This window comes from Flavobacterium sp. (assembly GCF_039930565.1).
Taxonomy (GTDB): Bacteria; Bacteroidota; Bacteroidia; order Flavobacteriales; family Flavobacteriaceae; genus Flavobacterium.
The window spans coordinates 1-18,006 of record NZ_JBDTTP010000082.1 but is presented as its reverse complement, the minus strand read 5'-3'; the positions used below and the strand labels follow the sequence as shown (position 1 = coordinate 18,006).

Annotated in this window: 17 protein-coding genes and 1 other RNA gene; 8 read left to right on the top strand and 10 right to left on the bottom strand. The window is 32.5% G+C overall.

Features of this window, described 5'->3' with window-relative positions:
- Nucleotides 1–29 precede the first annotated feature (29 nt).
- The gene (locus ABI657_RS16465; RefSeq protein ID WP_348098361.1) at nt 30–731 is read left to right on the top strand and encodes a LytTR family DNA-binding domain-containing protein; all 702 of its coding nucleotides are present in this window, start codon (nt 30–32) and stop codon (nt 729–731) included.
- Between the two features lie 172 nt (nt 732–903).
- The gene (locus tag ABI657_RS16460; RefSeq protein ID WP_348098360.1) at nt 904–2,646 is read left to right on the top strand and encodes an MFS transporter; all 1,743 of its coding nucleotides are present in this window, start codon (nt 904–906) and stop codon (nt 2,644–2,646) included.
- 117 nt (nt 2,647–2,763) lie between these two features.
- Here ABI657_RS16460 and fsa read toward each other — a convergent pair whose 3' ends face one another.
- The 4 genes from fsa to ffs form a co-directional block, all read right to left on the bottom strand.
- Complete coding sequence (fsa, locus tag ABI657_RS16455; RefSeq protein WP_348098359.1) at nt 2,764–3,420, bottom strand: fructose-6-phosphate aldolase; 657 nt, start codon at nt 3,418–3,420, stop codon at nt 2,764–2,766.
- Nucleotides 3,421–3,568: 148 nt separating this feature from the next.
- Nucleotides 3,569–3,769 carry a hypothetical protein gene (locus ABI657_RS16450; protein WP_348098358.1) on the bottom strand — a complete coding sequence of 67 codons (201 nt, stop codon included), beginning with the start codon at nt 3,767–3,769 and terminating at the stop codon, nt 3,569–3,571.
- Nucleotides 3,770–3,775: 6 nt separating this feature from the next.
- A complete protein-coding gene (locus ABI657_RS16445; protein WP_348098357.1) occupies nt 3,776–4,579 on the bottom strand; it encodes an SDR family oxidoreductase in 804 nt (267 codons plus the stop codon).
- A 109-nt stretch (nt 4,580–4,688) separates the two neighbouring features.
- Nucleotides 4,689–4,786: signal recognition particle sRNA small type (gene ffs, locus ABI657_RS16440), an RNA gene on the bottom strand.
- Between the two features lie 88 nt (nt 4,787–4,874).
- Between ffs and ABI657_RS16435 the strand changes: the two genes are divergently transcribed.
- Nucleotides 4,875–5,927, top strand: a complete 1,053-nt coding sequence (locus ABI657_RS16435) for a glutaminyl-peptide cyclotransferase (RefSeq protein WP_348098356.1) — start codon at nt 4,875–4,877, stop codon at nt 5,925–5,927.
- A gap of 6 nt (nt 5,928–5,933) precedes the next feature.
- Complete coding sequence (gene hutI / locus ABI657_RS16430; RefSeq protein ID WP_348098355.1) at nt 5,934–7,172, top strand: imidazolonepropionase; 1,239 nt, start codon at nt 5,934–5,936, stop codon at nt 7,170–7,172.
- A gap of 53 nt (nt 7,173–7,225) precedes the next feature.
- Here the strand turns inward: hutI and ABI657_RS16425 are convergent, their stop codons facing one another.
- Nucleotides 7,226–8,104, bottom strand: a complete 879-nt coding sequence (locus ABI657_RS16425; RefSeq protein ID WP_348098354.1) for a hypothetical protein — start codon at nt 8,102–8,104, stop codon at nt 7,226–7,228.
- A 98-nt stretch (nt 8,105–8,202) separates the two neighbouring features.
- Between ABI657_RS16425 and ABI657_RS16420 the strand changes: the two genes are divergently transcribed.
- Complete coding sequence (locus tag ABI657_RS16420) at nt 8,203–9,240, top strand: formimidoylglutamase (protein WP_348098353.1); 1,038 nt, start codon at nt 8,203–8,205, stop codon at nt 9,238–9,240.
- Nucleotides 9,241–9,372: 132 nt separating this feature from the next.
- Nucleotides 9,373–10,623, top strand: a complete 1,251-nt coding sequence (locus tag ABI657_RS16415; protein WP_348098352.1) for a DEAD/DEAH box helicase — start codon at nt 9,373–9,375, stop codon at nt 10,621–10,623.
- On the opposite strand, the gene ABI657_RS16410 is transcribed toward ABI657_RS16415, so the two are convergent.
- From ABI657_RS16410 to aroC, 3 genes are all read right to left on the bottom strand, one after another.
- Nucleotides 10,620–12,809: a response regulator gene (locus ABI657_RS16410; protein ID WP_348098351.1), complete on the bottom strand. Its 2,190-nt coding sequence runs from the start codon at nt 12,807–12,809 to the stop codon at nt 10,620–10,622. The genes ABI657_RS16415 and ABI657_RS16410 overlap by 4 nt on opposite strands.
- 91 nt (nt 12,810–12,900) lie before the next feature.
- Nucleotides 12,901–14,193 (bottom strand): cation:dicarboxylase symporter family transporter, encoded by a 1,293-nt coding sequence (locus ABI657_RS16405; RefSeq protein ID WP_348098350.1) that lies wholly within the window; start codon nt 14,191–14,193, stop codon nt 12,901–12,903.
- Nucleotides 14,194–14,246: 53 nt separating this feature from the next.
- A complete protein-coding gene (aroC, locus tag ABI657_RS16400) occupies nt 14,247–15,305 on the bottom strand; it encodes a chorismate synthase (RefSeq protein ID WP_348098349.1) in 1,059 nt (352 codons plus the stop codon).
- A gap of 187 nt (nt 15,306–15,492) precedes the next feature.
- On the opposite strand from aroC, the gene ABI657_RS16395 reads away from it, so the two are divergent.
- Together ABI657_RS16395 and ABI657_RS16390 are read left to right on the top strand one after the other, a co-directional pair.
- Nucleotides 15,493–16,320, top strand: coding sequence for a UDP-2,3-diacylglucosamine diphosphatase (locus ABI657_RS16395; RefSeq protein WP_348098348.1), 828 nt, complete (start codon nt 15,493–15,495; stop codon nt 16,318–16,320).
- A gap of 159 nt (nt 16,321–16,479) precedes the next feature.
- Nucleotides 16,480–16,983, top strand: a complete 504-nt coding sequence (locus tag ABI657_RS16390) for a hypothetical protein (RefSeq protein WP_348098347.1) — start codon at nt 16,480–16,482, stop codon at nt 16,981–16,983.
- Nucleotides 16,984–17,036: 53 nt separating this feature from the next.
- Here the strand turns inward: ABI657_RS16390 and ABI657_RS16385 are convergent, their stop codons facing one another.
- Together ABI657_RS16385 and ABI657_RS16380 are read right to left on the bottom strand one after the other, a co-directional pair.
- Nucleotides 17,037–17,459 carry a protease complex subunit PrcB family protein gene (locus ABI657_RS16385; protein WP_348098346.1) on the bottom strand — a complete coding sequence of 141 codons (423 nt, stop codon included), beginning with the start codon at nt 17,457–17,459 and terminating at the stop codon, nt 17,037–17,039.
- A gap of 17 nt (nt 17,460–17,476) precedes the next feature.
- Nucleotides 17,477–18,006, bottom strand: a 530-nt coding sequence (locus tag ABI657_RS16380) for a glycosyltransferase (RefSeq protein ID WP_348098345.1), incomplete at its 5' end; no start/stop codon positions are given.

The following is an 18,006-nucleotide window of genomic DNA, read 5'->3' as shown; positions in this document are numbered from 1 at the left end:
TATAATCCGTTTGCAAATACCTATTAATAATGAAGATTAAATGCGTGTTGATTGATGATGAACCATTAGCTATCAAAGTCTTGCAAAATTATTTTAACAATTTTAGTGATTTTGAAGTTGTTGCGGCATTCAACAATTCCCTTGAGGCACTGGATTTCATTAATAACACTACTGTTGATGCGGTATTTTTAGACATCAATATGCCTCTAATGACAGGCTTTGAACTAATTAGCCTTATAGAAAATAAAACTAAAGTGGTTATTACAACTGCATTCAGGGAGTTTGCTGCAGAAAGCTACGACCTTGATGTTTTGGATTATTTGGTAAAACCTATTCCTTTACCCAGATTTATTAAATGCATTAATAAAATTACAACAGAATACAATTTAAAAAACAATATTAAGGTTGAGAATCTAAAAATTGATTCCCATATTTTTATCAAAGTAGATAAAAAAATGATGAAAATTAATATTGAAGAAATTTTATTTGTTGAAGGAATGAAAGAATATATCAAAGTAGTGACTTCAGACAAAACATACATTACCCACAAATCACTTACTTCATTATCTGAAGAACTTCCTAATGATAAATTTTTACGTATTCATAAATCTTACGTAATTGCCCTTAATAAGGTAAAATCTATCGAAGGCAACCGGATCCAGATTGCTTCCTACACAATTCCGATTGGAAGAAACTACAGCAAAGAAGTTAAAAATAAAATTCTCGAATAATTTTAATTCTTTTCTATTTCTACTGTTTTAAAAATAACAGTTTGTTGAATAAATCATGCTGTTGGTTTAATTCAAACATTTTTTATGCTTTTTTATTTTTTTTTGATAATTGTAACAAATATATTTACGGTCTTCAAAAAACTTTAAAAACTAAAAAAAATCCAATTACATTATGAATTCAGAAAATGTACAAACCAAATGGGGGCAGTTTATCTCTTTGATAATAGTCTTCTTCTTTTGGGGCTTTGTTGGTTCGGCCAACGACATCTTAATCCCCGTATTTAAAAAAGTATTTACGCTATCTCAGGTTCAGTCACAACTGGTAGCCTGGGCATTTTATGCCGCTTACTTTGTAGGAGCAATAATCTTCTTTTTAGTATCATTAAAAAGAGACGTTTTACAAAAATTTGGATACAAGAAAACACTTTCAGCCGGATTACTGCTTTCAGCTGTAGGTTCATTTTTATTCATTCCGGCGGCTTCCCTAGGAAGCTTCCCTTTCTTTTTAACAGCATTATTTATTGTAGGTTTAGGATTCTCAATCCAGCAGATTGTTGCGAATCCTCTCGCTATTAAAATGGGGAATCCTAGTACAGGAGCTCACCGTTTAACATTAGCGGGTGGAGTTAACTCCTTCGGAACGACAATTGGAGCTATTTTACTTGGTATTGCATTGTTCGGAATGGGTACTGGAGAAGAAAAGAAGAAAGACCTAAGTTCTATAGAAATTGTACAAAACGATTTTATTAAATTGAAAAATGAGATTGCCGAAAACGTAAAAGAAATTGCAAACGACAATATAGACTCAAAAGAAGTTACGCAAAAAGCTACGACATTATTGACTGAGCAAATTAACAAAATTGATGCTCAATTAAGCATTATAAGCCCTTCGTCTCCCGTAAAACCTTTTGTTAAAGAGTACGAAACAATCGAAAATGATGTTGCAAAAATTCAATTGCCTCTTGAAGTTGTGAAATCAAAATTAGAATTGGTAAAAAAACCTTTTACAATCTTAGGAATTGCATTTATCATAGTGGCAATTTTTATGTATTTTTCTAAAATTGAAGATCCTGCCAAAATTGAGGAAGAGGTAGTATTGGATCAAAAACATGAAAAATTTAACATTTTTGACTATCCACAGTTGTACTTAGGAATGTTGGGAATTTTTATTTATGTAGGTACAGAAGTTACCATCATCAGTAATTTACCCGCTTTATTAAAAACAAGCGAATTCGGAAGCGTTTTAGAAAATGCTATTGCTCCATTTATAGCTCTTTACTGGGGAAGTTTAATGATTGGTCGTTGGAATGGTGGTGTAAACGTTTTTAACACCTCCAACCTTGTCAATACTGCTCTTAAATTTATTGTTCCTGCATTAGCTTTTGGAGTCATTATTGGAGCTAATGTTTTTGCTGCACATGATGTTTCAGCATTTTACATTTACCCATTCTGGATTTTACTATTTATAGGGGTAAGTTTTGTCGGTGGTAAAAATGCGGGAAAAACTTTAATGCTTTTCGGTATTTCCGGACTAACAATGATGGTGTTAGGTTTAGTTTGGCCAGATCCCGCAATTGCTAAATTTTTCTTTATTTCGGGCGGTTTATTCTTATCAATTATGTGGCCATCCATTTTCGATTTAGCGATCGCAGGATTAGGAAAAAATACAGGAAAAGCATCTTCTTTCTTAATTATGATGATTCTAGGTGGTGGGGTTATTCCTTTAGTACAAGGAAGTATCTGTGATTTAGATGCAACACATCCTGAAGGAATATTAGGTATTACCTATACACATTTCTCTTACGTAGTGCCACTTCTTGGTTTTGCCTATTTAGCATTTTATGGTTTCTATTGCCCTAAAATATTAGAAAGACAAGGTGTAAGCCATGTAATAAGCGAAGGCGGAGGACATTGAAACCTTTTCAATTTAAATAATAAAACCCGTATTACAAATTGTAGTACGGGTTTTTAATTTCAAAAAATCACTATTTTCATTACAGAAATAGCAATTTTAAATTATTATTGTAAAAAACTATTTATTTCCTTTTTCAAAATCCGCTACAAACTGAGCCAATCCGATATCAGTTAAAGGATGTTTCAACAATCCTGCAATTGCAGAAAGAGGTCCTGTCATTACATCTGCACCAAGTTTGGCACAATTTACAATATGCATCGTATGACGCACAGAAGCTGCTAAAATTTGTGTTTCGTAACCGTAGTTATCATAAATCAGCCTGATTTCTTCAATCAAATTCAAACCATCAGTTGAAATATCATCCAAACGGCCAATAAATGGCGAAACATAGGTTGCTCCAGCTTTGGCAGCCAATAAAGCCTGACCAGCAGAAAACACTAACGTTACATTAGTTTTAATTCCTTTATCCGAAAAATATTTTGCCGCCATAACTCCTTCTTTTGTCATAGGCAATTTCACTACGATTTGATCATGCAATTCAGCTAATTCCTCACCTTCCCTAATCATTCCGTCATAATCCAGCGCATTTACTTCAGCACTTACATCCCCTTCTACAAGATTACAAATGTCAACATAATGTTTCAAAATATTGTTTTTTCCACTAATTCCTTCCTTTGCCATCAATGATGGATTTGTTGTTACACCATCCAAAACGCCTAACGCTTGTGCTTCTTTAATCTGAGCTAAATTAGCCGTGTCAATAAAAAATTTCATAATTATATCTGTTTAATTGTGTTCATAATTTGGGCGTGACCACAAGGGTCGGGCTTTCCGTTACAATCTTTTATTTTTTTAAAGAAAAAATAAAAGGATTTTCACTGCAATCCCTCACGCAAATTCGGTGCAAAATTACAACTAATAATTATTTTGAAGTATCCTTTTTATTTAATTGTTTTAATTCATCTCTTATTTCCTCCAAAACTCTTAAAGTATCTTCTTTATAAACTTCAGAATTATTGATTTTATCACTAATTGAACTTAATATTTTGCGAATTACAAACCAAATAATAACAAAAATTAAAATGGCAAAAATAGTAGGTAAAAACTCTTTTATATTATCCATAAAATGCTATAATTTATAATGATTCATCAACATTTTCTCGTACATTCTATCCGGAAGGGCACGTTTTAAAACAATAGAAAACTTTTGCATAAAAAGACCTATTTTATAATGAACTCTCGGGCTTTTTTCTAACATGATTCTATAAACTGCCTCAGCCATTTCATTCGGATTACTTCCTGCATCTACATGCTCATTCATAGTCGCTAAAGTTTCTCCATATATTTTTTCATAGGCGGAACCTTTGATAACCGGTGAATGAAAACGTCCCGAAGCAATATTAGTCGCAAAATCACCTGGAGCGACATTTGTGATTTGAATTCCAAATTGTTTTACTTCCATTCTCAAAGCTTCCGTAATAAGTTGCAAAGCACCTTTAGAAGCCGAATAAACACTTCGGTAGGGCAATCCCATATAAGCAGCAATTGAGGTTATATTAATAATCAAACCTGATTTCTGTTGTCGCATCTGAGGCAAAACTGCTTTCATTACTTCTATAGGTCCAAAAAAATTAGTTTCAAAATTATTCTTGATTTCCTCCATCGGAATTTCTTCCAGAGGACCGGTAATACCAACACCAGCATTATTAATTACCACATCCAGTCTTCCTGAAATCTCAATAATTTTTGCGATAGCCAATTGAATTGATTCGGCATTTCGAACATCCAGGGTAAGAAGCGGAAAAATAGAACTTACTACTTTTTCAGGGTTTCTGCTTGTTCCATAAACAACAAAACCTTTTTTATGCAAAAACTCTCCAATAGATTTTCCAATGCCTGAGGATCCCCCGGTAATTAAAACGACTTTATTCATAAGATAGGTGATAGATTACAATGTTTTAAGAAAAGCCCAAAAATAAAAAAATCCTCCCGAAGGAAGACAACTTTTACATTAATTCTGAAAAGAATACCGATAAAATAAAAAATGGCAAGCGACCTACATCGCACCGCTCAACCACGTACCCTTGCTATGTTCCCATCCTGGGGGAGTCTGCAGGAGCTGGTCGTGTAGGACTTGCCGGTGCAAATATACAATCTTTTTATATTTTTGCAAGAGCTTTGCTGCTATAAAAATATCGTCGTATATTGGACTATTCAAATTTTAAACTATGAAAAAATATAACTTCCTAAGCATCATTTTATTAGGAATAACATTCATTGGATGCGGAGAGCCAAAAAAAGGTGAAAATTCTATATTTTCAATCGATGATGCAGCATTTCCAGCTCATTTTTTATCAGATCAATCAGTTTCTATTGGTATTTTAAATCCAAAATCAAAAGAAATTGACAGCGTTGTTTACTTTGTAAATGAAAAAAAAGTGGGAATTAACAAAGGTCCTGAAAAATTCAAATTTGAATTAAAAGATCAAAAATTAGGTTATCAGTATTTAAAAGCAACTGTTTATTTTGGATCCGATTCATCTGATGCAACCAAAAGGATTGAAGTAGTGTCCAGCATTACCGCCAAACCATTGAAATATAAAATTGTAAATACATATCCCCATGATATTTCTTCATTTAATGAAGGATTAGAATTTCACAATGATACCTTATACGAAAGTACCGGACAAAAAGGTTCTTCATATGTTAGGAAATATGATTATAAGACCGGAAAGGTTTTTAAACAAGTTGACCTTGATAAAAAATATTTTGGTGAAGGAATAACAATCGTTAATGGAAAATTATATCAATTGACCTGGGAGGAAAAAACAGGTTTTATTTATGACGCTAAAACTTTAAAATTAGAAAAAACATTCACTTATGACAAGGAAATCGAAGGATGGGGAATGACCAATGACGGCAACTATATTTATCGTTCAGACGGTACGGAGAAAATCTGGAAAATGGATCCTGCTACCCAAAAACTTATTGATTATATTAATGTTTATTCCGGAACTTCAAAAATAAAAGCAATTAATGAATTAGAACTAATCGATGGAAAATTCTATGTAAATGTATGGCAAAAGGATGCTATTGCAGTTGTAAATCAAAACTCCGGAGCCGTAGAAGGTATTTTAAATATGTCTGATTTACGGAAATATATGAGTGATGTTACAAAAGACGACGTTTTAAACGGAATCGCTTATAACCCAAAAACCAAAACTATTTTTGTAACCGGTAAAAACTGGAGCAAAATGTTTGAAATCACGGTTTCAGAATAATTTTTGATGACAACGCTTATTACAAATATCAAAGAACTGCTTCAGGTTCGTGAAACTTCAATTTCTAAAGTTTCCGGAGCCGAAATGGCAATTCTTCCAACTATTAAAAATGCCTTTTTACTTATTAAAGACAGCCTTATAGAAGATTTTGGATCAATGGAAAATTTAGCTAAAATCAAAGCTGATACAATTATTGATGCCACTGAACGTATAGTCTTCCCATCCTGGTGTGATAGTCATACCCATATTGTATATGCAGGCAATCGCGAGCAGGAATTTGTAGACAGGATCAACGGATTTTCATACGAAGAAATTGCTAATCGGGGTGGCGGTATCTTAAATTCGGCTAAAAAACTCAATGAAACTTCAGAAGAAGAAATTTATGAGCAGTCTAAACTTCGTCTGGAAGAAGTTATGCATCTAGGAACCGGAGCGGTCGAAATTAAATCCGGTTACGGACTTACAGTTGAAGGTGAATTAAAAATGCTTCGTGTTATTAAAAAGCTTGCAGAAAATTATCCCATTACCATAAAAGCTACTTTTTTAGGTGCTCATGCTTTCCCAATACATTACAAAGAAAACAAAAAGGGTTATATCGATGAAATTATCACTAAAATGCTCCCGGAAATCGCTAAAAACAAACTGGCGGATTTTATAGACGTTTTTTGTGAATCTGGTTATTTCTCTGTTGATGAAACAGAGCAAATTATCGAAGCAGGAATTCAATTTGGCTTAAAGCCAAAAATCCACGTCAACCAATTTAATTCAATTGGAGGAGTTCAGGCCGGAATCAAATTTAAAGCGCTGTCTGTCGATCATCTTGAAATTATGACCTCAGAAGATATTGATGCTTTAAAAGATTCAGAAACGATGCCTGTAGCTTTACCATCCTGTTCTTATTTTTTAAGCATTCCTTACACGCCTGCCCGGAATATCATTCAAGCAGGTTTGCCGCTTGCTCTTGCATCAGATTTCAATCCAGGTTCTACTCCATCCGGAAATATGAATTTTGTTGTAGCCACAGCTTGCATCAAAATGAAAATGACCCCTGAAGAAGCCATAAATGCAGCCACAATAAATGGCGCTTATGCTATGGGAATTTCAAAAACCCACGGAAGTATTACAAAAGGAAAAAAAGCTAATTTAATCCTGACGAAACCCATTTCATCCTACTACCAGATTCCATATGCTTTTGGCAGTAATTTAATTGAAACAGTTTTTATCGAAGGAAAAATTTTATCATAAAAAAAGAGGAGTTTAAAAAACTCCTCTTTTTTTATTTGATTCTAAACGTTTTCTTATCTCAAAGAAAAACTTGTTTTGGAAACTAATTCATTATTATCAAATATGTTAATAAAATAAGTTCCTTTAGCAAAATCTGTACCTCTTAAATCTTCAGAGACATTAACTGTTTTATTTTCATATTGTACAGTAGTCTTGAAGCTGTAAGTCAAAGTATTATCACCAAAATTTTCTGTTTTCTTATCACCTAAAACATTGTTTTTACTATCGATAACCTGCACATAATACGATTTATCACCTGATTTGGCAACCTGGTTTTCAGCAATTGTAAAACTTACTTTTAAAACATCAGCACGACTGGCTTTGTCTGTTTCAATTTGTTTTCCTGAACTTCTCAATTTATAAGCTGCAGTTTTAGTATTTAAAATAGACAATTTAGATGCTTTTTCAACTGTTTTTGACAACTCCTCGTTTTGACCCACTAAAACCTCATTGAATTTTTTAGACTCTCCTAATACTACAATTGTGCTGTCTCTCTGAACTGTTAAAACACCATTTTGTTTTTTCAATTCGTCATTTTCTGCTACCAAAACTTTCATTTTGCCTTGCATAGACTGAACCTGAGATCGGTATTTAGAGATATCTCCTTTTGATTTGCTTAAATCATCCATAAGAGCTACAACTTTATCTCTTTCCTGGATTAACTCATCTGACATAGTAGTATTCTCGGCAATTGCAGCATCATATGTTGTTTTAAGCTCCTGAAGATCCTTCATCACAGATTCTTTTTCTGTTAAAGTTGATGTAAGTTCAGTTTTTACACCATCTGTTTCAGAAGAAAGTTTAAAAATATACACTAAGCTACCAATTAGTAGGACTGCTAAAATAGCAATTACTGCTTTTAGACTTGAGTTGTTGTTCTTTGGGTTTTCCATATTTTAATAATTTTCTTTAAAAACAAATTTAATAATTAATATATCCTAATAACGTAAGTTAGTACAATTATATTATTTTTGGACAATAATTTTTTTTTATGGATAAATTAATTCCTTTTACTATTAATGATTTAGCAAAAGTCACGAATCATCGAAGTGGTGAAATAAAATTTGGTGAAAAAATGATTATCATACCAACAGGAATTGATAAAATTGATTTTCTAAAAGAAAGTGAGGCTAACTATGTGCTATTAGGAATTCCGGAAGATATTGGCGTCAGGGCTAATTTCGGAAGACCTGGTGCTGCTTCAGCTTGGGAATGCGCCATAAAAAGCATTGCAAATATTCAGCACAACCGGTTTTGCAAAGGCAGCCAGATTATTGTACTAGGACAAATTAATGTTGCCGAGGAAATGCGAAATGTAGAAAATCTTGATTTCAATGATATTGATGACCGTTCCAAATTAAGTCAGTTAGTTGAAAAAATTGACAAAGAAGTTTCTCATATTATTTTTAATATCATCAAATCAGGCAAAACCCCAATTATAATTGGCGGTGGGCATAACAATGCTTATGGAAACATTAAAGGATCAGCCCTGGCGAAAGGCAAACCTGTAAATGCTATTAATTTTGATGCACATTCAGACTTTAGAATTTTAGAAGGAAGACATAGTGGTAATGGCTTTTCGTATGCATACGAAGAAGGTTTCCTTAAAAAGTATTTCATTTTTGGACTACATGAAAATTATACTTCAAAAAGTGTTCTTGATGTAATTAAAAAATTAGAAGACCGGGTTCGCTTCAATACTTATGACAGTGTAAATATCCGTAAAGAAAAGGACTTCAACAAAGAAATGGCAGCCGCTTTAGAATTTATAAAAACAGATTCTTTTGGTATTGAAATCGATTTGGATGCTATTCCTAATATTGCCAGCAGCGCTATGACTATAAGCGGATTTTCAATAGAACAATTACGCCAGTTTGTTTCTTTTTTCGGAGAAAATAAAAACGCGGCTTATTTACACATTTGTGAAGGAGCACCTGATTTAGACCAATCTCCAAACAATCATCTGATTGGAAAACTAATAGGTTATTTAATTACTGATTTCATAAAAGCCAACCACGAAAAAGAGTAATCTCTCCTTGCATTAAGATCTGAAATCAAGCTGCTTACCAAATAAAACCGGATTCAAATAGACGATTGGCCGAATAAAGCTATCTTTGCAAAGAATTTTAGTGCTTAAAACTAAATTCTTAATATTTAAGATATGTTATTCGAAGATTTATCACTTTCAAAAAGTATACAAAAAGCCGTATTTGAAGAAGGCTACCTAAACCCTACACCCATTCAGGAACAATCTATTCCGATCGTTTTAGCCGGAAGAGACTTAATTGGCTGTGCGCAGACAGGTACCGGAAAAACGGCTGCATTTGCTATACCAATTATACACCAATTGCATAGAATTGTAGGTTCATCAAAAAAAGCCAAAGTAATTCGGGCACTTATAGTTACTCCAACCCGTGAATTAGCAGTACAGATTGGACAGAGTTTTGAGACGTATGCCAAATATACTAACCTTACACAATTGACTATTTTTGGTGGAGTTTCTCAAAATCCACAAGTTGATACGCTTAAAAAGGGAGTTGACATTTTAGTGGCAACACCTGGTAGATTACTGGATTTACAAAAACAAGGTTTTCTTGATCTGGATCATTTGCATGTTTTAGTATTAGACGAAGCAGATCAAATGCTGGATATGGGTTTTATAAACGACGTAAAAAAGATTGTAAAACTGACACCTAAAAACCGTCAGACCTTACTATTTTCAGCTACAATGCCAATCGCAATACGTGAATTAGCTGAAATGTTTTTGCAGGATCCTGAGCAAGTAGAAGTTTCTCCTGTTTCGTCAACTGCGGAAAATGTAGAACAGCGTGTCTATTTTGTTGAAAAAACAGAAAAAAGAAATTTACTTTATCATTTAATAAAAAACGAAGATTTATCAAACGTACTGGTTTTTTCAAGAACCAAACACGGAGCAGATAATGTTGTAAAAGCACTTCGTAAAAATAATATTGCGGCTGAAGCTATTCACGGAGATAAATCTCAAAATGCGAGACAACGTGTTCTGGATGCTTTTAAAAACAAAGAAGTAGGTGTTCTTGTTGCAACAGATATTGCAGCCAGAGGAATTGATATCGACCAGTTACCTTTTGTAATTAATTTTGATTTACCTAATATTCCAGAAACGTACGTACATAGAATTGGGCGAACAGGTCGTGCAGGAAATGGAGGGATTGCAATTTCTTTTTGCAGTAAAGATGAACATCAATATTGGAAAGATATTCAGAAATTGATAAAAGTTGATGTAAAAACAATTGCCGATCATCCCTATCAATGGCATTCCGGAAGTCCAGAGGCAAGTGAAGAAAAACCTAAAAATTCTAACCGAAGCGATGGTGCCCATAAATCAAGAAAATCAAACGCTTCAAAGCAAAATAAAAAACGTTGGTATTAACAGCCAACGTTTTTTTCTTCTAAAATAAGTTCACTTATAATCTTAAATAATTTTTCAGGCTCAAAAGGCTTAATGATAATATCATTTATTCCTGAAGAAAGAGCTTCTTCTGCAATTTCATCCTTATCAAAAGCAGTAAGTGCAACAACAGGAGTTATAATTCCTTTAGAGCGAATTCGTCTTGTGGTTTCAAATCCATTCATCGAAGGCATGTTTATATCCATTAAAATAATATCAAACTCCTCCTTTTCCAACAAATCAATGGCTGAAAAACCATCATCTGCAACACTGCAATTAAAATTATTTTTTTCTATAATCTTTCTGGTTATCAATTGATTAATTAAATTATCTTCAACCACTAAAACTTTGTACAGCTCATTAGATTTAAAATCGAAATCTATTTCATCATTAAATATTTTATTTTTCTCCTGGCTGTGTTCGAAAGGTATTATGAAAGCAAATGAAGTTCCTGTTCCTACCTTACTTTTTAAGGAAATCGTACTGCCAAACAGCTGCAAAAGTTTTTTCACAATACTAAGTCCTAAACCGGTACCTTGATAATCTTCGTTATTACGTCCAACTTGTACAAATTCATCAAAAACTTTACTTTGATCTGTTTCTGCAATTCCAATTCCATTATCTTTTATCTGAAATTCAATAAAATAATTACTTTGTTCTTTTTTTACCAGACTCACAATAATAGTAATTTCACCATTTTTAGTAAATTTAAGCGCATTACTTATCAGATTCATCAAAATTTGACCTAGTCTGAGCTTATCTCCTACCAACAGTTCCGGAATATCTGGATCAATATCTACTAAAATTTTATTATTGTTTTTTTTGGATAAAAATGATAGTGAATTTTTAATCATTTTTATCTCATCAGAAATATTAAAAACAGTATTTTCCAGAATCACTTTATTTTCTTCAATTTTATTAATTTGAAGAATATCGTTTACTAAAGTCAATAAATATCGCGCTGAAAACTTTAATGAACTTAAATATTGGCTTTTGGCCAATTCTTTATGTTCTTCCAGCAGCATATTAGTAATTCCTACTACTCCATACAAAGGTGTACGCAATTCGTGGCTAATGGTCGAAATAAACTGTGACTTTAATAATGATGCTTCCTCAGCAATCTCTTTTGCCTTTAGAAGTTCTAAATTTGCTTTTTTCTTTATAACGATGTTTTTGTATAAAGTAAAAATCAAAACAAGAAATGTAAGGGAAATTAAAATGAATAAAACAACAATAATTTTAGATTTTTTAAGACTTTGGGACTGGATTAATTTTTCATTCTCTATTTTATCAATTTCTCTTTTATATTCGTCTAATTCAAGGTTAAATCCGGCAATTGATGCTTTTTTAAGTTTTTCCTCATTATATAATTGTTCCGTTATTTCATTAAAAAGAGACAAATTATAATAGGCTTCCTTGTAGTTTTTTATTTTGGTTAAAAACTTCGAATATTCTAAATGGGCATAGGATAAGTCGGACTGCTCATCAATTGTTTCTCTTTGTTTTATAGCTTTTTTAAAATATAAATTTGCATTTTTATTATCGTTTATATGACTAAAATACATTCCGTTAAGCATATTCACTACAATATCTGTTGATTTGTCGCCATTGCTAATTTGGTTGCTGTTTATGAATTTCAAAAATGGAAATCCTTCTGTAAAATTTCCTACATCAAAATATGCCCATGTAATGTTGACGTTTGTAAAATAAACCTGCTTTAAGTCATTTATTTTTAATCCGTATGCAATTGATTTTTTATAATAACTAATTCCTTTGTTAAATTGTTTTTTTTCAAAACAATAGAGGTTACCCAAATTATTATAAAGAGAATATTTTATAGAGTCATTATCAGTTTTATTCGCATATTGAAGACTTTTATTATAAAAAAAAATAGCCTTATCAAACTCTGAAAGTTCATGGTAATTACCTGCAATTATTTTATAGGAATGAGCAATTAGATAATTGTCTCCTTTTAAAACTGCATTATTCAAGGCTACTCTGGAAGTAATTAATGATTTTTCGAAATTCGAATGCTTAAAATCAGACCAGGCTTGACTGATCAGTTGATGAATTTTGACTTCTTGAAAATTTTTATTTTGTGCAATTGACAAATTGCCACAGCCCAAAAACAATAGGAGTAAATATAAAAAAACCTGCTTTAGGGGCATAATTCAGTAAATTTTTATCAAATATACACTTAAAAATAAAAAAAGCTGTATTTTAATCATAAATACAGCTTTTTCTATTTTATTTTATTATTTAATCTAAGATATCATTTTCAGAATTTATTTCCAGTTCCTTATCATTTTCCCATTGTCCAACTACAGAAGTGGCTAAAGCATTCCCCAAAACATTTGTACCGCTTCTGAACATATCACAAAAATGATCAATTGGCAGAATAAGTGCAATACCTTCAACCGGAATATCAAACATACCGCACGTAGCTGCTACAACAACCAAACTTGCACGCGGAACACCTGCAATCCCTTTACTGGTTAACATTAAAACCAAAAGCATTACCATTTGGGTTCCAATATCAAGATGTACTCCGTAAGCCTGTGCTATAAAAATACTGGCAAAAGTCATATACATCATACTTCCGTCCAGATTAAAAGAATATCCTAAAGGAAGCATAAAAGATACAATTCTGTCTTTTACACCAAATTTTTCTAATTCTTCTGTTAGTTTTGGAAAAACTGCTTCACTGCTTGTTGTACCAAAAGCAATAACTACTGGTCCAATAATTCGTTTTAACAATTCATTCATTCTCTTTTTAAGGAAAATGTATCCCACAATTATTAAAATCACCCATAAGGAAGATATACCTATTAAAAATGAACCAAAAAATTTAAAATAAGTAATCATTAATTCCTGAAAATCCCTGACGGCAAAAACTCCTGCAATTGCTCCAAAAACACCAATTGGTGCAAAGTTCATTACATAATTGACCATTTTTAAAACTATATGAGCTGTTTTATCAAGAGCATTTATAACAGGTTTTACTGTATTTCCTAAAGATGCAGCAGCCAATCCAAAAAAGATGGAAAATATTACAATTTGTAAAATTTCGTTGGTTGCCAAGGCTTCAAAAAGGCTTTTAGGCACAATATGTTCGACAAAATTTTCAAAAGAAATTGACTTTGTTTTAGCCGTAACTTCAGAAGCAGTAGCTAAATCTACATGCCCCAATTTTAAGCCAACACCTGGTTCTAATATATTGACGTAAAACAATCCTATAAGTAATGATATAAAAGAAGCGGTAAAAAACCATGCTAATGCCTTGCCTCCAATTCTTCCAACAGCTTTAATATCACCTAATTTCGCAATTCCCACCACCAGAGTAGTAAATACTAAAGGCGATATAATCATTTGAACCAATCGAATAAAAATAGTCGCCAACATTTTGATTTTGGCGCTAAAAGACTGTGCTGCTTCGGTCGAAATCGAATTATGCAATATGATCCCTAAAATTGCTCCAAGAATCATCGCTATTAAAATCTGGCCAGTCAAACCATAAAAAAAAGACTTCTTTTTATTTTGAATTGTGTTCATTAATTGTTTTTGAATTTATAATTAAAAAAAGACGCTCACTGCCTGCTTTTAAATTAATAAGTCTTGTTGATTAAATAAAAATCAGCAAGAACTATCGCTGCCATTGCCTCGACAATAGGCACTGCACGTGGTACTACACATGGATCATGACGACCTTTTCCTGTCATGGGTGTTATATTACCCATATTATCTAAGGAATCCTGAGTTTGCATTATTGTGGCAACCGGTTTGAAAGCTACTCTAAAGTAAATATCCATTCCGTTGCTTATTCCTCCCTGAATTCCTCCTGAAAGATTGGTTTTGGTTGTTCCGTCAGGATTGTATAAATCATTATGCTCGCTTCCTTTCATTTCAGATCCTGAAAAACCACTTCCATATTCAAAACCTTTTACAGCATTTATAGATAACATTGCTTTTCCTAATTCTGCATGCAATTTATCAAAAACAGGTTCGCCTAAACCTACAGGTACATTTTGAATCACACAGGAAACAACTCCTCCAACAGTATCACCCTGCTTTCGTATATCACGAATATAATCTTCCATAATTATGGCTGATTTTTCATCAGGACAGCGTACCGGATTGCTTTCTGTTTTGGAAAAATCCAATTTCTGATAAGGTATATCCAGATGAATTGGCCCTACAGATGAAACATAAGCGTTGATTTTTATTTCAGGTAACATTTGCTTGGCAATTGCACCCGCTACTACTCTACTGGCTGTTTCACGCGCCGAACTTCTTCCTCCTCCGCGATAATCCCTAAATCCATATTTTTGATCATACACATAATCAGCATGACTTGGTCTGTAATTGTCTTTTATATGGGAGTAATCATCTGATTTTTGATTGGTATTTGGAATAATATAGCCAATTGGGGTTCCGGTCGTTTTACCTTCAAATATCCCTGATAAAAACTGAACTGAATCCGGTTCTTTTCGTTGTGTTACAATTGCCGACTGACCTGGTTTTCTTCTTGACATTTCGACCTCGATCGCTTCTAAATCAAGTTGGATTCCTGAGGGACAACCGTCAATGATTCCGCCTAAAGCTTCTCCATGTGATTCTCCAAATGTGGTAACTTTATATAGTGTGCCGTAGCTATTTCCTGCCATTATAATTAGTTTTGGGCAAATGTAAGTTTTATGAATTAAATTAAAAAATTTTAAAACTAGTATATTAAGGAAACATCTATATTGCAAAAATCATAATTTGTTAAAATTGAAGTTAAATTGATAACCTTTTGATAAAACAAAACTAATAGAGGTTTCTTTAATTTGTTAAACTTCAAATCAAGAAAAATTGAAAAAAAGAAATGTCGAATTGGTCATCATATCTGATGTGCATTTAGGCACTTATGGCAGCCATGCCAAAGAGCTAAACAATTACCTTTCAAGTATTAAACCAAAGACATTAGTTCTCAACGGAGATATTATAGATGCCTGGCAATTTCGAAAATCATATTTCCCAAAATCACATTTAAAAGTTATTCAAAGAATAATCGGGATGGCATCAAAGGGCACAAAAGTGTATTATATCACTGGAAATCATGATGAAATCCTGAGAAAATTCAGTGATATGAACATGGGAAATTTTTCCCTGGTAGATAAGCTGGTTTTAGAATTGGATGACAAAAAAGCCTGGATTTTTCATGGAGACGTTTTTGACGCTTCCGTTCAGCATTCTAAATGGATTGCAAAACTTGGAGGTTTAGGATATGATTATTTGATTCTGACTAACCGATTTGTAAATTGGTGTTTGGCAAAATTGGGAAGAGAGCCTTATTCTTTTTCCAAAAGGATAAAAGCGAGCGTAAAAAAAGCAGTAAAGTTTATTTCAGATTTTGAGACAACTGCTACTGATTTAGCAATTGAAAAAAAATATGATTACGTTATTTGCGGACACATACATGAACCTAAAATAGTTACTAAAGAAAACAAACATGGTTCTACTTTGTATTTAAATTCCGGTGACTGGATTGAAAATTTAACTGCGCTTGAATATCATAAAAAACGCTGGAAATTATTTTCTTATTCTGAAATGAACTTCATAGAAGAAGATAATCTCTTTGAGATGGAAGATATTCTAACTACCCAACTTTTCACTAATTTTATTAAGTCAAAAATGTAATTATTTAATTATTAGCAACTTTCTTTTTTGCTGTTAATACATTCTGATAAATTTATATTTTGTTTATTTAAAAATGTAAATTCTATAACAATTTAAAATAATTTTATACGTTTCAATAAAAGAGTAATTGTAAATTTGAAAAAAATTAATAACCATTTTATGAAAAAAATTATTTTATCAGCTATTATGCTAGTAGGGTTAGCGTTCTCAGCTCAATCACAAGAAATTGCTAAAAATGCCTTAGGTGTTCGTTTTGGAGATAATGATGGATTTGGAGGAGAAATCTCATACCAAAGAGGATTATCAAAAAATAACAGACTTGAGTTTGACTTAGGTTGGAGAAATACTCGCTACACAGATGCAATTAAAGTTGTTGGGCTTTATCAATGGGTTTGGAATATTGATGGAGGCTTCAATTGGTATGCAGGTGTTGGTGCAGGTGTTGCTGCATGGGACTATGATTACGATGGACCTGGACCTGGTGGTGATTTTGATGATAGTGGTACTTACGTTTTTGCAGCTGGAGATATTGGTATAGAATATGGCTTTGACAATGTGCCTATTTTATTGTCATTAGATGCAAGACCGGAAATTGGTTCAGGATATTATGATGATAATAATTTTGGTTTTGATGTTGGGTTTGCAGTTAAATTCAAATTCTAATAAAAATCAATTTCTTATAAAAAATCCTGTCGCTATAAAACGACAGGATTTTTTTATTTAATAATAATTTCCTTTTTCGAATTAACCTTCACCACAGTATAAGGATATGTTATAACCTGTATTACCATACCATCGGGAGCAGGGCTTTTTTCTTTAACAGTAATGATAATATTTTTATCTGTTTCTTCCACTTTTTCAACGCCAATCGAATAACCGCCTGTATTTTTCTCACCCATATTTAGAATCACATAGTTGGCATTATTAATATCATCATGTTTCATCTTATCTTTTAACAGTGGATCATTCTCTAACATTTTGATTTCATTAGGCTCGGTCAAAATCTCAAAAAATTTAATATTGCCACCTCCATCAAACTGTTCTGTAAGAACTTCATACAATGCTTTAGAATCTGTTGTTTTGCTGGTTGAACAGGAAACTAAAACAAAAACTATTAATACAAAAGTTACTTTTTTCATACTGTTATTTCTTAAGATTAATGTTTCTCATGCTTATAATCGTCTATTGCTTTTTGATATAAAGCTTCATATTTAGGCAAAATGTTTTTGATGTCGAATTTCTTAGCAACCTCTAATGCATTCTTTTTAAATTGATTTAAAACTATGTCATCTTTTAAAATTTTAATTGCATTTGCAGCCATCTCCTCTACATCTCCAACGTTGCTTAAATAACCTGAGAATCCGTCAAAATTCACTTCGGGCAGACCACCCGAATTACTTGAAATTACGGGAACAGCACATGCCATTGCTTCCAATGCTGCCAAACCAAAACTTTCTGTTTCTGATGGAAGTAAAAACAAGTCTGTCAACAGTAAAATTTTATCGATTTCATTACTGTTTCCAAAGAAAATTACCTTGTCATAAATACCTAATTCCATACACAAAGCTTCAGCCTTTTCTTTTTCAGGACCATCACCCACCATCATCAGTTTAGCCGGCATTACTTTCTGAATATTATAAAAAATCTTAATAATATCAGGAATACGTTTTACCTTTCTAAAGTTAC

Excerpts from the sequence above, each read along its gene's own strand:
- ABI657_RS16465 (WP_348098361.1), top strand. The coding sequence starts at position 30 with ATGAAGATTAAATGCGTGTTGATTGATGATGAACCATTAGCTATCAAA.
- ABI657_RS16460 (WP_348098360.1), top strand. The coding sequence starts at position 904 with ATGAATTCAGAAAATGTACAAACCAAATGGGGGCAGTTTATCTCTTTG.
- fsa (WP_348098359.1), bottom strand. The coding sequence starts at position 3,420 with ATGAAATTTTTTATTGACACGGCTAATTTAGCTCAGATTAAAGAAGCA.
- ABI657_RS16450 (WP_348098358.1), bottom strand. The coding sequence starts at position 3,769 with ATGGATAATATAAAAGAGTTTTTACCTACTATTTTTGCCATTTTAATT.
- ABI657_RS16445 (WP_348098357.1), bottom strand. The coding sequence starts at position 4,579 with ATGAATAAAGTCGTTTTAATTACCGGGGGATCCTCAGGCATTGGAAAA.
- ABI657_RS16435 (WP_348098356.1), top strand. The coding sequence starts at position 4,875 with ATGAAAAAATATAACTTCCTAAGCATCATTTTATTAGGAATAACATTC.
- hutI (WP_348098355.1), top strand. The coding sequence starts at position 5,934 with ATGACAACGCTTATTACAAATATCAAAGAACTGCTTCAGGTTCGTGAA.
- ABI657_RS16425 (WP_348098354.1), bottom strand. The coding sequence starts at position 8,104 with ATGGAAAACCCAAAGAACAACAACTCAAGTCTAAAAGCAGTAATTGCT.
- ABI657_RS16420 (WP_348098353.1), top strand. The coding sequence starts at position 8,203 with ATGGATAAATTAATTCCTTTTACTATTAATGATTTAGCAAAAGTCACG.
- ABI657_RS16415 (WP_348098352.1), top strand. The coding sequence starts at position 9,373 with ATGTTATTCGAAGATTTATCACTTTCAAAAAGTATACAAAAAGCCGTA.
- ABI657_RS16410 (WP_348098351.1), bottom strand. The coding sequence starts at position 12,809 with ATGCCCCTAAAGCAGGTTTTTTTATATTTACTCCTATTGTTTTTGGGC.
- ABI657_RS16405 (WP_348098350.1), bottom strand. The coding sequence starts at position 14,193 with ATGAACACAATTCAAAATAAAAAGAAGTCTTTTTTTTATGGTTTGACT.
- aroC (WP_348098349.1), bottom strand. The coding sequence starts at position 15,305 with ATGGCAGGAAATAGCTACGGCACACTATATAAAGTTACCACATTTGGA.
- ABI657_RS16390 (WP_348098347.1), top strand. The coding sequence starts at position 16,480 with ATGAAAAAAATTATTTTATCAGCTATTATGCTAGTAGGGTTAGCGTTC.
- ABI657_RS16385 (WP_348098346.1), bottom strand. The coding sequence starts at position 17,459 with ATGAAAAAAGTAACTTTTGTATTAATAGTTTTTGTTTTAGTTTCCTGT.